Annotated in this window: 17 protein-coding genes; 7 read left to right on the forward strand and 10 right to left on the reverse strand. The window is 68.5% G+C overall.

Annotated features, from left to right (window positions below; genetic code table 11):
• Window positions 1-957, reverse strand: coding sequence for a helix-turn-helix transcriptional regulator (locus tag ACWDNU_RS22675; protein ID WP_449670363.1), 957 nt, complete (start codon window positions 955-957; stop codon window positions 1-3).
• Window positions 958-1,016: 59 nt separating this feature from the next.
• On the opposite strand from ACWDNU_RS22675, the gene ACWDNU_RS22680 reads away from it, so the two are divergent.
• Entirely contained in the window at window positions 1,017-2,156 is a 1,140-nt protein-coding gene (locus ACWDNU_RS22680; RefSeq protein ID WP_370932620.1) for an epoxide hydrolase family protein, read from the forward strand.
• Window positions 2,157-3,185: 1,029 nt separating this feature from the next.
• On the opposite strand, the gene ACWDNU_RS22685 is transcribed toward ACWDNU_RS22680, so the two are convergent.
• The 5 genes from ACWDNU_RS22685 to cutA form a co-directional block, all read right to left on the reverse strand.
• Window positions 3,186-4,367: a GAF domain-containing protein gene (locus ACWDNU_RS22685; RefSeq protein WP_449670364.1), complete on the reverse strand. Its 1,182-nt coding sequence runs from the start codon at window positions 4,365-4,367 to the stop codon at window positions 3,186-3,188.
• Between the two features lie 70 nt (window positions 4,368-4,437).
• The gene (gene cydD / locus ACWDNU_RS22690) at window positions 4,438-7,749 is read right to left on the reverse strand and encodes a thiol reductant ABC exporter subunit CydD (RefSeq protein WP_449670365.1); all 3,312 of its coding nucleotides are present in this window, start codon (window positions 7,747-7,749) and stop codon (window positions 4,438-4,440) included.
• A gap of 50 nt (window positions 7,750-7,799) precedes the next feature.
• On the reverse strand, window positions 7,800-8,801 hold the full coding sequence (gene cydB / locus ACWDNU_RS22695; protein WP_449670366.1) for a cytochrome d ubiquinol oxidase subunit II: 1,002 nt from the start codon (window positions 8,799-8,801) through the stop codon (window positions 7,800-7,802).
• A gap of 258 nt (window positions 8,802-9,059) precedes the next feature.
• Window positions 9,060-10,565 carry a cytochrome ubiquinol oxidase subunit I gene (locus tag ACWDNU_RS22700; protein WP_370932624.1) on the reverse strand — a complete coding sequence of 502 codons (1,506 nt, stop codon included), beginning with the start codon at window positions 10,563-10,565 and terminating at the stop codon, window positions 9,060-9,062.
• Between the two features lie 132 nt (window positions 10,566-10,697).
• Window positions 10,698-11,018: a divalent-cation tolerance protein CutA gene (cutA, locus tag ACWDNU_RS22705; protein ID WP_370932625.1), complete on the reverse strand. Its 321-nt coding sequence runs from the start codon at window positions 11,016-11,018 to the stop codon at window positions 10,698-10,700.
• A 173-nt stretch (window positions 11,019-11,191) separates the two neighbouring features.
• Here cutA and ACWDNU_RS22710 point away from each other — a divergent pair, with 173 nt between their 5' ends.
• Entirely contained in the window at window positions 11,192-11,791 is a 600-nt protein-coding gene (locus ACWDNU_RS22710) for a TMEM165/GDT1 family protein (RefSeq protein ID WP_370932626.1), read from the forward strand.
• A 107-nt stretch (window positions 11,792-11,898) separates the two neighbouring features.
• Window positions 11,899-12,567 (forward strand): DUF998 domain-containing protein, encoded by a 669-nt coding sequence (locus ACWDNU_RS22715; RefSeq protein WP_370932627.1) that lies wholly within the window; start codon window positions 11,899-11,901, stop codon window positions 12,565-12,567.
• Here ACWDNU_RS22715 and ACWDNU_RS22720 read toward each other — a convergent pair.
• Both ACWDNU_RS22720 and ACWDNU_RS22725 read right to left on the reverse strand, forming a co-directional pair.
• Complete coding sequence (locus ACWDNU_RS22720; RefSeq protein WP_449670367.1) at window positions 12,564-13,199, reverse strand: IclR family transcriptional regulator domain-containing protein; 636 nt, start codon at window positions 13,197-13,199, stop codon at window positions 12,564-12,566. The genes ACWDNU_RS22715 and ACWDNU_RS22720 overlap by 4 nt on opposite strands.
• On the reverse strand, window positions 13,196-14,050 hold the full coding sequence (locus ACWDNU_RS22725; protein ID WP_370940606.1) for a hypothetical protein: 855 nt from the start codon (window positions 14,048-14,050) through the stop codon (window positions 13,196-13,198). Before ACWDNU_RS22725 ends, ACWDNU_RS22720 begins: the two co-directional genes overlap by 4 nt.
• Before the next feature lie 241 nt (window positions 14,051-14,291).
• Between ACWDNU_RS22725 and ACWDNU_RS22730 the strand changes: the two genes are divergently transcribed.
• Window positions 14,292-15,092 (forward strand): DUF2470 domain-containing protein, encoded by an 801-nt coding sequence (locus ACWDNU_RS22730; RefSeq protein WP_370932629.1) that lies wholly within the window; start codon window positions 14,292-14,294, stop codon window positions 15,090-15,092.
• 4 nt (window positions 15,093-15,096) lie between these two features.
• Here ACWDNU_RS22730 and ACWDNU_RS22735 read toward each other — a convergent pair whose 3' ends face one another.
• Window positions 15,097-15,564: a PPOX class F420-dependent oxidoreductase gene (locus ACWDNU_RS22735; protein WP_344281945.1), complete on the reverse strand. Its 468-nt coding sequence runs from the start codon at window positions 15,562-15,564 to the stop codon at window positions 15,097-15,099.
• Between the two features lie 22 nt (window positions 15,565-15,586).
• Here ACWDNU_RS22735 and ACWDNU_RS22740 point away from each other — a divergent pair, with 22 nt between their 5' ends.
• From ACWDNU_RS22740 to ACWDNU_RS22750, 3 genes are all read left to right on the forward strand, one after another.
• Window positions 15,587-16,420 carry a CPBP family intramembrane glutamic endopeptidase gene (locus ACWDNU_RS22740; protein WP_449670368.1) on the forward strand — a complete coding sequence of 278 codons (834 nt, stop codon included), beginning with the start codon at window positions 15,587-15,589 and terminating at the stop codon, window positions 16,418-16,420.
• 60 nt (window positions 16,421-16,480) lie between these two features.
• Window positions 16,481-17,677: an arginine deiminase gene (locus ACWDNU_RS22745; RefSeq protein ID WP_370940607.1), complete on the forward strand. Its 1,197-nt coding sequence runs from the start codon at window positions 16,481-16,483 to the stop codon at window positions 17,675-17,677.
• 162 nt (window positions 17,678-17,839) lie between these two features.
• Window positions 17,840-18,391: a ferritin gene (locus ACWDNU_RS22750; protein WP_370932631.1), complete on the forward strand. Its 552-nt coding sequence runs from the start codon at window positions 17,840-17,842 to the stop codon at window positions 18,389-18,391.
• A gap of 69 nt (window positions 18,392-18,460) precedes the next feature.
• On the opposite strand, the gene ACWDNU_RS22755 is transcribed toward ACWDNU_RS22750, so the two are convergent.
• A complete protein-coding gene (locus ACWDNU_RS22755) occupies window positions 18,461-19,045 on the reverse strand; it encodes a dihydrofolate reductase family protein (protein WP_449670369.1) in 585 nt (194 codons plus the stop codon).
• Window positions 19,046-19,127: the final 82 nt, after the last annotated feature.

The raw sequence follows: 19,127 nt of genomic DNA on the forward strand, positions 1-19,127 counted from the left end.
TCAGCTTCCCGCGACGGCGCGGCCGTAGCGTTCGGACAGCAACTGCAGCAACGGGACCAGCTCCGGCGGCGACTCGACGGTGAAGTCCATCATCAGCATTCCGATGTAGACAGCTACGGTGTCCAAACTGTCCGCACCGGTGACGAGCACGCAACGGTTCTCGTCAATGGGTTCGACGACGCCGACCGTCGGGTTGATCCGCGACAGCACCTTCTCCGCAGGAGCGTCGATGCGCAGGCGCGCGTGCACGAGCCAGCCGCTCGCCGCGATCGTGCGCATCGCGAAAGCGGTGTAATCCCCGCCAGGCAAGGGATTCGGCTCGAACCGGCGGCGGGTCGGCATCCGCGGCTCCATCAGGTCGATGCGGTAGGTCGCCCAGCTGCCGTCCTGCGGATCGCGGGCGACCAAGTACCAGCGCCGTTGCCAGCTGAGCAACCGGTACGGCTCGACCAGCCGCAGCTCGTCCGCGTAGTCGAAGCGGAGCCATTCGACGTGCCGGATCGCCCGCGCGACCTCCTGCAGCACGGCACCGTCGACCTCCGGATCGGGCGCGTCGGTGCCCGTGTTCTCCGGACCGCGGTCGATCGTCGACCGCAGCGCGTCGACCGTCGGGCGCAGCCGCATTGGCAGAACCTGCTCAAGCTTCGCGAGCGCCCGCGTGCCAGCCTCGTCGATCCCGGAGATGCCCGCCGCGGCTCTCAGCCCGACCGTGACCGCCACCGCCTCCTCGTCGTCGAGCAGGAGCGGAGGCAGCTTTCCGCCAGAGCCGAGCCGGTAGCCGCCGACGTTCCCGCGCGTCGCCTCGACGGGATAGCCCAGGTCACGCAGCCGTTCGACGTCGTGCCGGATCGTCCGGGCCGAGACGCCCAGGCGTTCCGACAACTCCCTGCCGCTCCGCCCGGCCGCGTTCTGAAGCAGTGCGAGAAGCGCCAGCAACCGCGCCGTCGGATCGGCCATCGAAACTCCTTATTCTATTAGGAACTAATCCTACCTAATAGCCTCCTAGTGTTCTTCTCATGACGAACGCAACCGCCTCCCTCGCCCTCCGCCCCTTCACCGTTGAGGTCACCGACGCCGAACTCGCGGACCTGCACGACCGCCTCGCCCGCACCCGCCTGCCGCAGCCGTCGCCGACCGACGACTGGGACGCCGGCACCCCGAACGCCTACCTGCGAACGGCGATCGAGGCGTGGCGGAGCTTCGACTGGCGCGCCGCCGAAGCCCGGATCAACTCCTTCCCGCACTTCACCACCGAGATCGACGGCCAGACGTTCCACTTCATCCACGTCCGCTCCGCCCACCCCGGCGCGACGCCGCTGCTGCTCGCGCACACCTATCCCGGCTCGTCGGTCGACTACCTCGACCTGATCGACCGCCTCGTCGACCCGGTCGCTTACGGCGGCCGCGCCGAGGACGCCTTCGACGTCGTCGTCCCCGACGCGCCCGGCTACGGCTTCTCGCAGCCCGTCGCCGAATCCGGCTGGACAGTCGCCCGCGTCGCCGCCGCGTACGACCGGCTGATGCGCGGCCTCGGGTACGAGAGCTACGGAATCCACGGCTCGGACAACGGCGCGATGGTCGCCCGGGAGCTCGGCTTGGTGAACCCGGACGGTTTCCTCGGCCTGCATGTCCTGCAGTTGTTCTCGTTCCCGTCCGGCGACCCGGCGGAGTTCGAGCGCCTCGACCCGGCCGACCACGCCGGTCTCGCGCACATGCAATGGTTTCAATCAGTTGGTGGCTACAACACGATGAACGCCTCGCGTCCCCAAACGGTTTCCGTCGGCCTCAGTGACTCCCCGATCGGATTACTCGCCTACAGCGAGCTGTTCAACTCCTTCGGCAACGGGACTTCGCTGGTGCCGCTGGAAAAGATCCTGCTCGAGGTGAGCGTGAACTGGTTCGCCAACGCCGCTTCCGGGATGAGCCGCAGCTATCTGGAGAACGCCCGCGCGGAGGCCGAACCGCGGGTGAGCGACGCGCGGACCGGCGTGGCGGTGTTCAAGGACGACTTCCAGACGATCAAGACCTTCGCCGAACGCGACAACACGAACATCGTGCACTGGAGCCGCTTCGAGGAAGGCGGTCACTTCGCGGCCCTGGAACGCCCCGACCTCCTCGCCGGCGACATTCGCGCTTTCTTCGCTGCCCGCGACTGACCTCTGCTGATTCCGCGCCCAAACCCCGTACGCGTTGCTGCGTACGGGGTTCTCGGCGTCCCAGACGAAGCTGAGGGTAGCCGACTTCCGTTGATTGATTCACCCAATTGAGTGCCGAATAGATGTTCGATTTCTCGCTACCATGGGAAACGGCTCGGTGGCAGACGGAGATGTGAGGAAGGAGCGTGCTCGATGACTCGTGAAGGCTGAATCTCTTGGTGCGCGGTGTGTTCACAGCGGTGGGTTCACAGCGGCGCGAGGTTGGGACAGCGTGTTTGCTGCGAGCGATTCAGGACAAACGCGGGACGCAGTGCGTTCGCTGCGATCCGAGTGGCAGGTCCGATGAGGACGGTTGTGAGGCAGCTGGTTTCGGCAGTGGGTTTGAGGTGGCTACCCGAACAGTGCTGAGTCAGTGCCGGGTCGCTGCAATGCTGGGTCGACATAGCATTGCGGCGCGGCACTTGGTCGTCGCGACATCGGGCCGCCGTTGCGTTTCGACGTGGCGTTTCGGTGCAAGACTAGGTCGCCGCGACACCGGACTGCCGTGACGTTTCTGCATGGCTTCTCGACACGACGCATGGTCGCCGCAAATCGGGCCGCCGCAGCGTTTCGACATGGCATTTCGGCGCGGCACTTAGGTCGCCGCAACGCGGGGTCGACGACACAGTGCCGGGCTGCACAACACAATGCGGCTGGCAAGGTTCGAGGCGAGTCCAACGCAAGGCAAGCTCGGTCCGATGTGGTTACCGCGACGCGCTCGACTCAGCGCGGTAACTGCCACGCGCGCTCAACGCGGGGCGGGCTATTGCGTTGCGCATCACTGCGGTCGATGCAGCGAACCGTCCTGGCGTGACGGCCTTGCCACGGTGTAGCGACCACGTATTTCGACATGGCAGCTTCGTCGTGGCGTGGCCCCGTCGCGGCGAGGTGGACTCATCGTGGCACGGCAGCTTCGCTGCGGACGTCGCGCCGGAACTGCGGCGAGCACCTTCGCGACACGATCACCGAAACCCCTGCGCCACAACGTGATCACCCAAGCGGCAGATCAAACGCGACAAGCGTCCCCAAACTAGGCGAAGAATTGAGGAAAAACCGCCCACCAGCAGCATCAGCACGCTCGGCCAGATGCCGCAACCCCCTAGTAGCGACCCCTTGCGGCACCCCGGATCCGTTATCCCGCACCCGAAGCTTCACGCCCTCAGCATCACGAGTCAACGTCACGCGGGTCTCGCTAGCACCGGAGTGTCGGACCACATTGGACAGTGCCTCGCGCAGCGCCGCGCGGATGTGGTCGGCTCGTTCGGCCGGGATGTCGGCGAACTCGCCCGACAACTCCAGGGTCGGCGGATATCCGAGCAGTTCGCCGGCGATGCGGACCTCGCCGCGCGCGGATTCGGCGAGGTCGGTCGGGGTGCCGGGGTCGTGGCGCGGCTCCGGCGAGCGCAAGGCTCGCACGGTGCCGCGGATTTCCTCGATGGTCTGGTCCAGCTGGTCGATCGCGTCGGACAGCCGGGCCCCGTCGGCCTGTGCGAAGCGTTTGCGCATGTTGCGGCGCACCCGGTCCAGCTGCATCCCGGTGCCGTAAAGCCGTTGCACGATCACGTCGTGCAGCTCGCGGGCGATGCGCTCGCGCTCCTGGTACAGAGTCACGCGGTGTCGCGCGTTCGCGCCTTCCGCCAGCGCGAGTACGACTCCAGCTTGCGCCGCGAACGCCGCGAGCATTTCGACCGTGCCTGCGGAAAACGGCTCGCGCCCCTTCCGCCGATACACCGTGAGCGCGCCAAGCACCCGTCCGCCGGATCCGAATGGCGCGGCTGCGAACGGCCCATACCCACGCAGTTCATCCGGCACATACGGTGCCGTGCGCGGATCGACGATGAAGTCCTCCGCCGCGATCGGCTCGCTGCCGCGCGCGACCTGGCCCGCCGCGGAGTCCGTTTCCAGCGTCAGCCCGCGCAGCTCCCCGACCGCTCCGCGTTCGGCGTCGCCTGTCGGCACCTCCGCGAGCAAGCCGTCGATGCCGTACGCCGCTTCGACCACGACGCGGCCGTCGTCGGCGCTGACCATCGCCAGTCCGAGGTCGGCATCCGCGAGCTCAACAGCCCTGGCCACGACTGTTTCCAGCACCGCTTCCGGGTCGTCCCCGGACAGCGCGGTGCTGGTGATCTCCGTGGCCGCGGAAAGTGCGCGCGCGGCAAGTGTCGGGTCCATGAGCAACTCCGACCTTAGCGCGGCCCCCTGCCCCAGACCCGAAATCGTGACCGTCACCAACAACCCTCCGTCACGCCGGCACCCGCGGCAACGCCCGCCGCACGACGCGTCCGTCCCGAACCTCGAAAACAATGTCCGCTTGCAGCTCTTCATCCGCATTGTGCGTTACGTGCACGACCGTCCGTCCAGCAAGCTCCGTACGCAGCGTCGCCCGTAACGCCCGCGCGGTCGGCTCGTCGAGGTGCGACGTCGGCTCGTCAAGCAACACCAACCCGGCCGACGGAGCCGCCAGCAACGCCCGCGCCAACGCGACCCGCTGCGCCTGCCCGCCCGACAACCCGGCCCCAGCGCTGTCGAGCACCGTCGCCAAATCCAGGTCCGGCAACTCCGCCTGATCCAGCGCCCGGCGCAAATCCGACGTCTCAGCCAGCGGATCCGCGAGCCGCAAATTCTCCGCGACAGTCGTCGAAACCAACATCGGCTCCTGCGGCGCCCAAGCCACCTTGCCGGGCGCGACAACCTCGCCCGCCCGAGGCTCAAGGAACCCCAGCAAGGCCGCCACCAGCGTCGACTTCCCGGCCCCGCTCGGCCCGACGACCGCCACGTAAGCCCCGGTCGGCACGCTCAGATCAACGCCCTTCAACACCGCCTCGCCGCCAGGCCAGCCCAGCTCGGCGCCCCGCAACCGGACTGCGGCCGGGCCGTCCAGGTCCGGTCCTGCAACGACGGACGCTGGCTCGTCCGCCGGTTCAGCACCCGTCTGAGCTGCTTCGCGGCCACCAGCTCCAGCGGTTTCACCAGCGACCGCGCCGTCCAGCGCAGCACCAATCTCCGACTCGCCAACCACCGCACCAAGCCGAACCCGAGCCGCCCGCAGCGTGTCCCAATGCGCCGCCTGCGGGAGCAACGCCAGCACCTCCGCCAACGCCAACGGCACCAACGCCAGCAACGGCGCCAGCACGCCCGCCAACTCCCCGCGACCGACCGCCCCCGCGGCCAGCATCGTGCTGACCACGGCAGCCGCCCCGGTCGCCAGCGTGATCAGCGCATCCGCCGCACCAGCGCCGAACGCCTGTCGCCGGGTATCCACAGCCAGTTGGGTATCGGTCGAAGCCAGCTCGCGACGCCGCGACGCCGCTCGGCCATAAGCGAGCAACTCTGCCGCCGACGAGAACAACACCAATACCCGCGCCGCGACGTCACGCCGTCCAGCAGCGAGGGCCGAGGTCGCTCGACGTTCCAAGCGCAGCGCGACTGCCGGTGCTGCCAGGCCGATCAGCACCGTCAGGGCCAGCACCAAACCGGCCGACGGCAAGACCATCGTCTGCACCGCGACAGCCCCGGCCGCGGCCAACCCGACCACGATCGGCGGCGATACAACTCGCGGCAGCAAATCCCGCACCGTGTCGACGTCCGTCACCAGCCGACGCTGGCTCTCCCCAGCTTCGAGGCTGCGCGCCGGGCCCAAGCGCACCAACGCATTCCACAGCCGAACCCGCAACCGGCCAGCGATGCGGAAGGCGGCGTCGTGCGTCACGAGCCGTTCGACGTACCGGAGTCCGGCCCGTCCCAGGCCGAACGCGCGAACCCCGACGACCGCCACGGTCAAGGTCAGAATCGGCGGCTGCAGGGATGCTTTGGCGATCAGCCAACCGGAGGTCGCGGTCAGGGCGATCCCGGCCAAGAGCGCCAAGGCACCCAAGAAAGCGCCGGAGAAGAGCCGACGGTCAAGCAGCATGCGCCAGGGAATCGGGCGCGCATCAGGAATGTCCGAAGTGGACTCAACGACCACGGCAGGAGCTGAGTCCGCAACGGCTACTGCGGCAGAACGTTCGTGCGCAGCGATTACCGCCGCCGCACCGTTTTCGACGGCTCGCTCGACAGCGTCCAACACTCGCCGCGCGTTGACGTCGTCCAGGTGCGCGGTCGGCTCGTCCAGCAGCAGCAACCACGCGCCAGACTGAACGCGCAGCAACGCCCGAGCGACGGCGACGCGCTGGCGTTGTCCCAAGGAGAGCCGGTCGACCGGACGGTCGGCGAGACCGTGCAAGCCCAGTTCGCTGAGCACTGCGTCGACGTCGGGACCAGCAAGTTCTTCCCGTACTGTGCCGCCGCTGAACACCGGCGACTGCGGAACCCACGCGATGCCAGCGCGCCACCGTTCGAGATCGGCTTCAGCGAGCGGGACGTCACCGGCCATCACCGATCCGTCATACGACGGCACGAAGCCCAGCAACGTCGCCAGAGTTGTCGATTTGCCGCCACCGCTCGGTGCTCGCAGCCAGACGATCTGGCCGCGCTGAACGGAGAAACTCTCGCCGTCCGGGGCGAATCCGCCGCGCCGGGCGACTTTTAGGTCGGACACAACCAACGATCCACAGGGCGCGGGGCGCGTCCCTTCGGCCGGCACCGGCTCCGCGAGTACCGCAGTCACCCGGCGGACTGCTTCCACCCCGTCCTCGCTCGCGTGGAACGCCGCGCCGACCGCGCGAATCGGCTGGTAGCACTCGGGAGCGAGGATGAGCACGCCGAGCCCGATCGCCAGCGGGAGCGATCCCGAGACGAGCCGGACGCCGATGACGACAGCCACCAGCGCGACCGACAGCGTCGCCGCGAGCTCCAGCACGAACGCCGAGGAGAACGCGACCTTCAACGTTTTGAGCGTTGCGCGACGATGCCGTTCCGACAGTTTCCGCACGGTTTCGGCCTGTGCGTCGGCCCGCCGGAACGCGGTGAGCACCGGCAATGCCCGCACCAGTTCGAGCAGCAGACCGGACATCCGGTGCACCGCGTCCGTCGCGCCGGAAACGCGATCGGCGGTGAACTTTCCGACCAGGACGGCGAACATCGGCAGCAGCGGGACCGTCGCGGCGATGATCACCGCCGAGGGCCAATCTGTCCACAGGATCGCCGCGCCCGCCGCGAGCGGGACGACCGCGGCGGTGACGAGCGCCGGGAGGTACTCGCGGAAGTACGAGTCGAGTGCGTCGAGGCCGCGCGTGACGAGCGTCGTGAGTTCGCCGTGGCCGCGCCGGGCCAGCCATTCCGGGCCGAGGCGCAACGCGTGGTCGACGACGCGGGCGCGCAGATCGCGTTGCGCGGTCGCGGCGGCGCGTGCGGAGACAACCCGCACCGCCCAGCTGGTGCCTGCCCGGCCCACGACGAGCGCGAACAGAACAGCCAACTGGACGGTGCGGCCCCCTTCCCCCAGCCCCCGGGAGACCACGTCCGCGAGGATGTCCGCCAGCAGAAAAGCTTGTCCGACAAGGAAAACCGCGTTCCCGAACGACAGCACCGCGACCAGGGCCAGCGCTCGGCGCGCGGCCGGCCCCAGGGCCGAGAGCGCGCCGAGCGGACCCTTGCCCAGCCGCACTGGGTCCATGGGGGACCCGGTGGCGGAAAGGGGTGCGCGGCTGGGAAGTTCAGTCATGGTCAGTGCGCCGCCGGGATGTGCTGGACGCCGATGCGTTTGCGGAAAACCCAGTAGGTCCAGCCTTGGTAGATCAGCACCGCCGGCGCTCCGAACGCGCCGACCCAGGTCATCACTGTGAGCGTGTAGTGGCTGACCGCGGTGTTCATGATGGTCAGCGAGTGCACGGGGTCCAATGTGGACGGAAGGACGTTCGGGTAGAGCGCGCCAAAGAAGGTCACCGCGGCGCCCGTGATGACGACCGCGAGCGCGGCGAAGGCCTGTCCGTCGCGGTCGGCGTGGAGCCGCAGCCACGCCACCGCCGCGGCGAGGACGACGATCACCAGCGAGATGAGCGTCCACAGTTTGCCTTCGCGGACCTGGACGACCACCAGGAACGCAACCAGCGGCGCCAGCCCGACCGGGAGGATGCGCAGCGCCAGGGTGCGCGCACGTTCGCGCAGGTCACCGGTGGTTTTCAGGGCGAGGAACGCCGCGCCGTGCACGAGCGAGAACCCGACGATGGCGACCGCGCCAAGCAGCGTGTCCCACCGGACCGACTCGAACGGCGACCCGACGCGGTTGCCCTGCGCGTCGAGCGGCAGGCCGAGGACGGTGGTCGCGAGCAGCAGCCCGACGCCGAGCGGCGGGACCCAGGAACCGATGATGATCACGCGGTCCCAGACGCGCCGCCAGCGTTCGGAGTCGACCTTGCCGCGGTACTCGAACGCGACGCCGCGCCCGATGAGCGCGATGAGGACGATCAGCAGCGGGAGGTACGCGCCGGAGAAAAGCGACGCGTACCAGCCGGGGAACGCCGCGAAGGTCGCCCCGGCCGCGACGATCAGCCAGACCTCGTTGCCGTCCCAGACCGGCCCGATCGTGTTGACGAGGACGCGCCGCTCGGTGTTCGTTTTCCCGAGGACCGGCAGCAGCATCCCGACGCCGAAGTCGAATCCTTCGAGGAAGAGATACCCCAGCCAGAACAGCGCGACGATCACGAACCACAGCGTTTCGAGTGTCATCCCCACTCACCTCGTCCGGCGACCGCCGGCGTCATCCGATCGGCCACCGGGTTGTCCCCACGATGGCCCTGAGTTATCCACAACCCAGCGAGTTGTCCACAGATTCGCTGTGGGTAACCCGCGAGAGCCACGACCCGATTACGCTGGGTACGGGGCGTCCCAGGAGCGCCCGGACACTCAGTCCAGGCCAGTGGAGCGAGCCGCGCCCAGACCCGGCCCTCCGGGTCTTCTGGCGGCACCCCGGCCCGCTCCACCGGGTCAGTAGGCGAACGAAAGCGCCTGGTCATCGGAATCATCCGAACCGTCCGAGTCTTTGGAGTCAGAAGAGGCAGCGGGCGGCATCACCGCGTCCACCCCGCCCCGGATGTACTTGCGCATCAGGTACAGCTCCACCACACCCAGCACCGCGTACAGCACCGTCAGCGAGATCAGCGACGTCAGAATCTCACCGACGGTCAGCTTCGAAACCGCCTGCGCGGTGAACATCCACATGCCCTCGACGCCGGTCGGATTGGGCGCGACCACGAACGGCTGCCGCCCCATCTCCGTGAAGATCCAGCCCGCGCTGTTGCCGATGAACGGCGTCGCGATGCCGCCCAGCACCATCAGTGGGAACCAGCGTCCGCCAGGAATTCGGCCGCGCCGGGTGAGCCACAGGGCCAGCAGGCCGATGCCCGCCGAGATCGCGCCGAAGCCGATCATGATCCGGAAGCCCCAGTACGTCACCGGCAGACTGGGCACGTAGTCGATCGGCTTGCCGGCCAGCGAGCCGAGCGCCGGGTCGTTCGGGTAGTTCGTGCCGTATTTCGCCTGGTATTCCGAAACCAGGTTCTCCACGCCCTTGACCTCGGTCGAGAAGTCGTTGTGCGCCAGGAAAGACAGCAGCGCGGGCACGTTGAACGTCTTCACGTCCTCGCAGTTGGCGTTAGCCACGTCGCCGATCGCGATGATCGAGAAGCTCGCCGGCTTTTCCGTGTGGCACAACGCTTCCGCCGACGCCATCTTCATCGGCTGCTGCTCGAACATCAGCTTGCCCTGCGCGTCGCCGGTGATCGCCAGCACCGCGAACGCCACGATGCCGACCCAGCTGCCGAGGCGCAGCGACGAGCGCCAGACGTCCCGGTGCTCGTCCGAAGACGAACGCTTCCGCCACAGATGCCATCCGGCCACGCCGACCAGGAACGCCGCCGCCACCGAGAACGCGCCGGCCAGCGTGTGCGGGATCGCGGCGAGCGCGGTGTTGTTCGTGAGCACCGCGCCGATCGAGTTCATCGTCGGCTTACCGTTCACGAACTCGACGCCCACCGGATGCTGCATCCACGAGTTCGCGGCGAGGATGAAATACGCCGAAGCCATCGTGGCCAGCGAGAACGCCCAGGCACAGGCCAGGTGCACACGCTTGGGCAGCCGGTCCCAGCCGAAGATCCACAGCCCGAGGAAGACCGATTCGACGAAGAACGCGAGGAGGCCTTCCATGGCGAGCGGCGCGCCGAACACGTCGCCGACGAACCGGGAGTAGGCGCTCCAGCTCATCCCGAACTGGAACTCCTGCACGATCCCGGTCACGACGCCCATGGCGAAGTTGACGAGCAGCAGCTTGCCCCAGAACTTCGTCATCTTGAGGTGCCGCAGCTTGCCGGTGCGCACCCATGCCGTCTGCATGGCCGCGACCAGCACCGAAAGTCCGATGGTCAGCGGGACCATCAGGAAGTGGTAGACGGTGGTGATGCCGAACTGCCACCGCGCGAGCTCAAGGACATCCACGAGTTCGATCCTCCGCGCGGACACCCTCGCCAGCCAGTTCAACACGTCCTGAACAAGCCGGGACCAACGTCCCGCCGACCTGCCTAAACCCAGCGAAGGGAACGAGCCGAGCTACCCCCGATCAGGTGGCGGCTAGCGCGTCTCCTCCACGAGCCACGACAGGTACCGCGGGCTGCCGCCGACGATCGGCGTGACGACGACCTCGGGCAAGTCGTACGGATGCCGCACGTTCAGGAACTCCTCCAGCGCGCCGGACCGGTCCGCGGCCGTCTTGCACTCGACCCGCCATTCGGCCGCCGTCTGCACCTCGTCCTCCCACCGGAAAACGCTGGTGATCGGCCCCACGATCTGGGCGCACGCGGCGAGCCGGGCCTCGATGGCGCTCGCGGCGATGGTGCGCGCGGCGGCCTCGGAGTCGACGGTGGTGATGACGACGACGTGGTCAGCAGACATGACCCGCACCGTACCGCAGCCGGAAAACAGAATTCGGCGCACCGAAAAAAATTATCCGGCTAACCGGCGGGCAGCATTCTGCCGACCTTATCAGGCAATTCGCGAAACCCATCAGCTTGCGGTTTTCTGAACCTCCCCTTTATCGTTGCAGTGAAAGGGGTGAGCACGAACCCATGTCTCCCGCATTGATCGCTCTGTTCAGCGCGTTCGGCCTGGTACTGGCCGTCGAGCTGCCGGACAAGACGCTCGTCGCGACCCTCGTGCTCACCACCCGTTTCCGCGCCTGGCCGGTATTCGCCGGAGTATGCGTGGCATTCGCCGTGCAATGCGTGATCGCGGTCGCTTTCGGCAGTCTGCTCACGCTCTTGCCGGAAACCCTTGTTTCGGTGCTGGTCGCCGCGATGTTCGGCGTCGGCGCGTTCCTGCTGCTGCGCGAGGGCTTCAGCGAAGGCAGCGAAGCGGGCGAGGACGCCTCCCGCTCCGGCCCCGGGCCGGTTTCGTTCCTGCGCTCCGCGCTCACGTCGTTCGGCGTGCTCTTCGCCGCCGAGTGGGGCGACGCCTCGCAGCTGGCGACCGCCGGTCTCGTCGCCCGCCTCGGCAACCCGTTCGCGGTCGGGGTCGGCGCGTTCGCCGCGCTGGTGTCGGTCGCCGGGCTGGCGGTGTTCATCGGCTCCAAGATCCGCGACCGGATCCGGCCCAAGCTGATCCAGCGGGTCGCCGGGTTCGTGTTCGCCGGTTTCGCCGCGTTCGCGCTGGCCCAGCTGCTCTGGTAACCGCGGTTTCACAGGAACGCCAGGTAACCTCTTCGGAACCCCCGAACGAGGACCAGGTGAACCCCCGGTGACGCCATGGCCTCCGCCATGACCGCCGAGGAGTGCCCGTGCCGACCCCTTCCCGCGCCGCCGTATCGCCGGTTTCGCCGGTGCACGGCAGGCTCGCGCTGGTCGGCATCGGGGCGGCCGTGCTCATCGCGACGGATCTGCACCTGCGGCTCTCCGCGCAAATCAGCCCGATCTGGCAGACGCTGTCGGAGTACGTCTACGGCAGGCTCGGCGACCACTCGGCCGCGCGGCTGTTCGCCTTCATGTGCCTGGCCCTCGCGCTGGGTTCGCTGGCGTTGCTGGCCGGGCTCGTCAAGGCTCGCCGCTCGCCCGCGGTCGTCCTCCTGCTCGGCGTCTGGTGCGCCGGCCTCACGATCTGCGCGACAGTCCCCGTCGACCCGAACGGCGAAGCCCGTTCCTTCGACGGCCAGCTGCACAACGCCGCCGCCCTCACCGCGTTCCTCGCGCTCCCCACGGCCGCCTGGCTGCTGACCCGGCGCGGCGGTCGCGCGTGTCCGTGGGAGCCGCGCCGCACCACGATCCGCTGGCTGGCCGCCGCGAGTTTCGCCAGCGTGGCGGTGGTGCTGGGCGGTTTCGTGTTCACCCTGATCACCGGGCCCGCGCAGCAGGAAGTGACGCTCGGGCTGTTCGAGCGGCTGCTGTTCACGGTGGACCTGGCGCTGCTGCTGACCATGGTCCGGCCGCTGGTCGCCGCGTCCCGCCGCTAGGTCCGCAGCACCTCGGCCAGCTTCACCGCCGCCGCCACCGCCAGCGGCCCGACCTCGTCCGAAGCCAACGGCTCCAGCGAGATCACCCCGACGCTCGCCCGCAGCCCAGGCACCCCGCGCACCGGCGCGGCCACCCCCGAAGCACCAGCCTCGATCTCGCCCGTCGAAACGGTCCACTTGTCAGTGCCGCCGGGCCGCAATGCCATCGCCCGCCCCGCCGCACCGGCAGCGAGCGCGTGCCTGCTGCCGACCCGGTAAGCCACGTGATAACTCGTCCACGACGGCTCGACCACCGCGACCGCCTGCGCGTGATCGCCCTGCGCGACCGTCAGATGCGCCGTAGCGCCGACCTTCTCGGCCAGCTCGCGCAACACCGGCCGCGCGGCCTCGCGCAGCTGTGGCAGCACCTGACCGGCCAGCCGCAGCACTCCGACGCCGAGCCGCACCTTGGTGCCGTCTCGCCAGATCAGGCCGCGTTCGGCCAACGGCACCAGCAGCCGGTACACCGCCGCGCGGCTCGCGCCGATGGTCACCGCGAGTTCGGAGATGGTCGCCGCCTGCTCGCCCGAATCGGCCACCGCCTGCAGCAGCGCCAGACCGCGGTCGAGGGTCAGCGACCCCTCCGTGCTCACAACAGTCCGAGTTCACCCAGGTCGGCCACCGGCTCGGCGAACGAAGCCGCCGCGTACGACCCGAAAAGCTCCCGCACCGCCTTGGCGGCCGGCTCCGGCAACGCGCGCGCCTCGTCGGCGAGGGCCTTGCCGTCGGTCGACTCCAGCGCTTCGCGGACGTCGCCGCCGGAGAGGCAGCGCGCCGACGCGACCAGCAGGTTCAGGAAGCCGTGATGCGTGAAGCCGGTCTCCGCGTCGACGTGCCGGACCGCGCGGTGCAGGCTGTTCGTCGCCTTGAACGACGCCCCCGGCGAGCCGCTGACCACGGACAGGAAGTCGGCGACCTCGTCGACGCTGGGGAAGTTCTCCCCCGCCTTGCCGCCGCAGCGGATCTTCGGCCAGCTGCCGTGCTCGATCACGTTGCGCACGCCGTCCAGCCAGCCGACGCCGCGGCGCGGTTCGACGACCCGGATGACGTCCTCGGGCACGAACTCCGAGACGCGCTCGAGCCACACCTCGTCGACGTCGGACGGGGCGGGCATCTCCACCATCCGCAGCGACAGCAGCTCGCTGCGCGATTCGACGATCGAGATCGCCTTCGGAACGCCGCCGAGCCCGGTGTCGATGATCAGCGACAGCGGCAGCGGCTCCTTGGGTTTGATCTTGATCAGCTCGGTGATCAGCTCCGGCAGCCGCGAGGCCTGGCAGAGGAAAACTCCGAGCACCCCGGCGTGTTCTCCGCCGCGCGATGCGAAGTGCGCGCGAAGCGCCTCCGGCATCGCGACGTCCGCGGGCGGGAAGAGCGCCGAGTCGTCGACGAGCCGCGCGAACAGGGGAGGAATTCCACGGGGGCCGGGGGGCGTGAGTTCCACAGCGCTTGACACGACTGACACGCTAGTAGCGTACGGCAAGAGGACAAAATCGTTCGCTCAGCGGACGCGTTCTGAGGCCGTCTCAACAGAGGATCAAGCGACCCTCTCGGTCGAATCCGCCCGTTCCCGCCGTTCTGCCGATCCTCTGACCAGCAGTTTCCCGCCTCGTGGGTGATCTTCGCCCGCGCCCTTCCCTTGGCGTGGCAATTCAGGTTAGGCTCACCTAAGTAGGAGGTGAGCCGTGACCGAGGCACCCGTATCCGTGCGCCGCCCGCCCGCGCCGAACCCCGCCGAACGCGCCAAGACGATCGCGACCCGAGGCGGCCCGGCGACGATCATGCCGACCGTCGAAAGCGCCGGCTGCGAAGCCGAACGCGTCGAGCCCGTCCTGCATCACGTGCACCACAGCGGAAGCGTCAGCATTCTTCTGCCGGACGAGCACCCGATGGTGTGCGCGTCCCGGCAGGCTCAGCGCGGCGAGCTCGCCGTCATGGTCGAGCTCGCCGACCACGCCCCGGTAGCGCTGCGGGAACCGGTCCGCGGCCTGCTGTGGATCACCGGATGGCTCCGGCCGCTGACGGCGGTGTCGGCCCGCGCGCGTGCGGTGTCGATCGCCGAACAGCGGCCGGACCACCGGCTCCTCGACGTCGGTCACGGCCTCACGCTGCTCCGGCTGACCCCGGCGTCGCTGGTGCTGGCCGACGCGGAGGGCACGCATTCGCTGCGGCCGCACATGTTCAGCGCGGCCCCGCCGGACCCGTTCCACGACTACGAGGCCGACTGGCTGCGGCACCTGGAAAGCGACCATCCGGACGTGGTGGAACAACTGGCCCGGCACCTGCCCGCGGACCTGCGCGGCGGCCGGATCCGCCCGCTCGGCCTCGACCGGTACGGCCTGCGCCTGCGCGTCGAATCGGCGGCGGGCGACCACGACGTCCGCCTCGCGTTCTCCCGGACAGTCGACAGCCCGCCGCAGCTGGCGGCGGAACTGCGGCGGCTGCTCGGCTGCCCGTTCCTGCGCCACCAGCACGGCGAGGACTGAGGCGTCAGTCGTCCGCCAGCTCCGGAGGGAAGCCGCCGGTCGCGATCGGGCCCCAGCGGTCGATCGTGATCCGGATCAGGCTCTTGCCCTGCTTGCGCATGGCCTCGCGGTACTCGTCCCAGTTGGGGTGCTCGCCGGAGATGCTGCGGAAGTAGTCGACCAGCGGCTCGACCGAATCCGGCAGGTCGATCACCTCCGCGGTCCCGTCGACCTGCACCCACGGGCCGTTCCACTCGTCCGACAGCACGCACACCGACACCTGGGAGTTGCGCCGGAGGTTCACCGCCTTCGCGCGCTTCGGATACGTCGCGATGACGATCCGGCCCTCGTCGTCGACGCCGCACGTGTTCGGGGACAGCTGCGGCCGTCCGTCGGCGCGGGTGGTCACCAGGATCGCGTGGTGCCGCTGCTTGAGGAACGCGACCAGCTCGGCGCGCTCGACCTTCGTGTTGGTGGCGATAGTCCTCGGCATACCCCGACGGTAGCGTGCGTTCATGCGCACCACAGAGCGTTCCGGAGGGCCATCGGGCCTGCGTTCCTGGCTCAATCCGACACTTCCGGCGTTCCCGGCTCCGATCACCGACGCCCGCGAGCGGCGCGCGGTCAAGATCGAGCTGGTCCTCGTCTTCGGCATCACCCTCGGGCTGTCCGGTGCGCGCAGTCTGCTGTCCCTTGTGGACTCTCTGCTGCGCCCGACCCCGTTGGCGCAGCAGCAAGTCCAGCTCAACGTTCCGCGCGCCGCCGCGAGCCTGCTGGACCTGCTTCAGCAACTGCTGAGCGCCGCGCAGCTGATCGGCTGGGGCGGGCTCGGGCTGTACCTGCTGTGGCGGGCCGGGCTGAAGCTGCGGGAAATCGGCCTGAGCCGCCGCATCCGCTCCGACGCGCTCATCACCGTCGGAATCGCCGCGCTGATCGGCATTCCCGGGCTCGCGCTGTACTTCATCTCCTATCACCTCGGCTTCAGCCTCGCGGTGCAACCGTCCACTTTGGGCGATACCTGGTGGCGGCCGATCGCGCTGACGCTTTCCGCGTTCGGCAACGCTTTCGCCGAGGAAGTGCTCGTGATCGGCTATCTGCTCACGCGGCTGCGGCAACTCGGCGTGCGCGAGAACGCGTCGCTGTTCGGCGCGGCGGTACTTCGCGGTTCCTACCACCTGTACCAAGGGTTCGGCGGGTTCGTCGGCAACCTCGTGATGGGCCTGGTGTTCGGCCGCGTGTGGCAGCGGACCAACCGGCTGTGGCCGCTCATCGCCGCGCATACTTTGTTCGATGTGGTGTCCTTCGTCGGCTATTCGTTGCTGAAAGGCCGTCTTTCCTGGCTCCCGTGATGCCCGCTCATTAGGCTCCGTTTTGTGAGCGAGACGAGCGAGATGACCGCACCTCCCAGGGTGGACAGCGAAGTCGGGCCGCTGCGGGCAGTCCTGTTGCACCGGCCGGGAAACGAGCTGAAACGGCTCACTCCCCGCAACAACGACAAGCTTCTTTTCGACTCCATCCCGTGGGTGAGCCGCGCGCAGCAGGAGCACGACGCGTTCGCCGACGTCCTGCGCGGCCGCGGCGTCGAAGTGCTGCTGCTGGCCGACGTTCTCCGCACCGCGCTCGAAGATCAGCGCGCGCACGCCGCCGGCGTCCACGCCGCGGTGGACGACCGTCGTCTCGGAAACGACCTCGCGGACTCGCTGAGGTCGCATCTGACGAGCGTCGACGCGCCCACGCTCGCCGAGGTCCTGATGGCGGGCATGACGTTCGAGGAGCTGCCGTCCGCCGAGGGCGCGTCGCTGGTGCGGATGATGCACAATCCGCGCGACTTCGCCGTCGATCCGTTGCCCAATCTGCTTTTCACCCGCGATTCGTCGGCATGGATCGGCGACCGCGTCGCGATCTCGTCGCTGACCATGCCCGCACGGCGGCGGGAGACGGCGCTGCTCGACCTGATTTACGCCTACCACCCGCGATTCCGCCACGCCGCCCGCGCTTACGGCGCACATTCCGCGCCGATCGAAGGCGGCGACGTGATGCTGCTGGCCCCCGGTGTCGTCGCGATCGGCGTCGGCGAACGCACCACTCCGGCCGGCGCCGAATCGCTCGCCCGTTCCGTATTCGCCGACGGACTCGCGCATACCGTCGTCGCGGTGCCGATCGAACAATCGCGCGCGACGATGCATCTCGACACCGTATGCACGATGGTCGATGTCGATGCCGTCGTAATGTATCCGCTCGCCCGCGATTCCCTGACCGCGTTCACCATCAAACCGACTGGCGACGGCGGCGTGAAAGTCGCCGGCCCGACGCCATTCCTCGAAGCCGCCGCGGAGGCGATGGAGATCGACCGGCTGCGGGTGATCGACACCGGCCTCGACCCGGTCACCGCGGAGCGCGAACAGTGGGACGACGGCAACAACACGCTGGCACTGGCCCCGGGCGTGGTCGTGGGGTACGAACGCAACGCGGAGACCAACGAACGGCTCACCGAGGCGGGAATCGAGGTGCTGCCGATCACCGGGTCCGAGCTGGGATCCGGACGCGGCGGCCCGCGCTGCATGTCGTGCCCGGTGCGCCGCGATCCCCCGCCGAAGCGGCACTGACCCCTGCGCGGGCGAAGTTAGCCTTTCCTTAATAAGGGCAAACACATTAAGGGAAGGCTAACCGAAATAAGTATTTCCTTCTTGAGGAATGGTAACCCTAATAGGGTGGAGATCACCAGCCAAAAGTGGAAAACAATCGGACATTGACGTACCGTGATGGACATGGCCGCTACGAAGAAAGAACCGCGCTCTAAGTTCTACGAACTGCTGCAGGCGCAGATCCACAACGAGTTCAACGCCTCCCAGCAGTACATCGCGCTCGCGGTCTGGTTCGACAACGAGGACCTTCCGCAGCTCGCGAAGCACTTCTACAAGCAGTCCGTCGAGGAGCGCAATCACGCGATGGCGCTCGTCCAGTACATGCTCGACCGGGACCACCACGTCGAGATCCCCGGCACCGGCCAGGTGCGCAACGACTTCTCCTCCCCGCTCGAGCTGATCGAGCTCGCGCTGGAGCAGGAGAAGGAGGTCGCCGCCGACATCTCCGCGCTCGCGAAGGCCGCCCGGGCCGAGGAGGACTACATCAGCGAGCAGTTCACCCAGTGGTTCCTCAAGGAGCAGGTCGAGGAGATCTCCCAGATGTCGACGCTGGTCACGGTCGCGCGCCGCGCGGGTGACAACGTCTACGAGATCGAGAAGTTCCTGCACCGCGAGGCCGTCGGCGACGCCGGCGCGGACGCCGGGATGCCCCCGGTCGCGGGTGGCGCGCTGTAGTAGCTCAAGCACGTCCGGAAGCCCGGTTGTCCCCATTGTGGACAACCGGGCTTCCCCCTGTGGATAACTTCAGTGCCGCGCGTAGTGCGCGATGAGCACGCCGGTGGTGGTCGCGACGCTTCCGACGAGCGTGAACTTGGTCAGCGGCGCGGGTCCCTCGAAAAGCCGCGAGCCCTTGCCGAGCGTCAGCGGGTGGATCAGCAACGTGTAGGTGTCGACCAGTCCGGCGGCGTGCAGCGAGCGCACGAGCGAAACGCTGCCGATGATCGCGAGGTCCTTGCCGGGCGAGGCTTTCAGCTCAGCCACAGTCTCCACCGCCGAGCCGCGCAGCAGCACCGAGTTCTGCCAGGCGCCGGCGTTGTCGAGGGTGGTGGAGACGACGTACTTCGTCGCAGCGTTCATGTGCGCGGTGAACACGTTCCCGTCCGTCCGCGGCCCCCACGCGGTGGCGAAGTCCTCCCAGGTACGCCGGCCGAACAGCATGTCCCCAGGCCGGTCCATGCCCTTCCCCATCTCGCGCGCCATAACGTCGTCGCCGTAGCCGTTGCCCCAGCCGCCCAGGTCGAATCCGTCCTGGGTGTCCTCATCGCCGCGACCGGGGCCTTGCACGACGCCGTCGAGGGTGGTGCTCAGGATGACGCTGATCGAACGCATCGGGAATGTCCTTCCGCTTCCGCGGACCGCGAGCCGGCCCGTCACCCGCTACACGAGCGGCGCACAGCCAGATCGACATCGG

Source organism: Amycolatopsis sp. NPDC003676 (genome assembly GCF_053587275.1).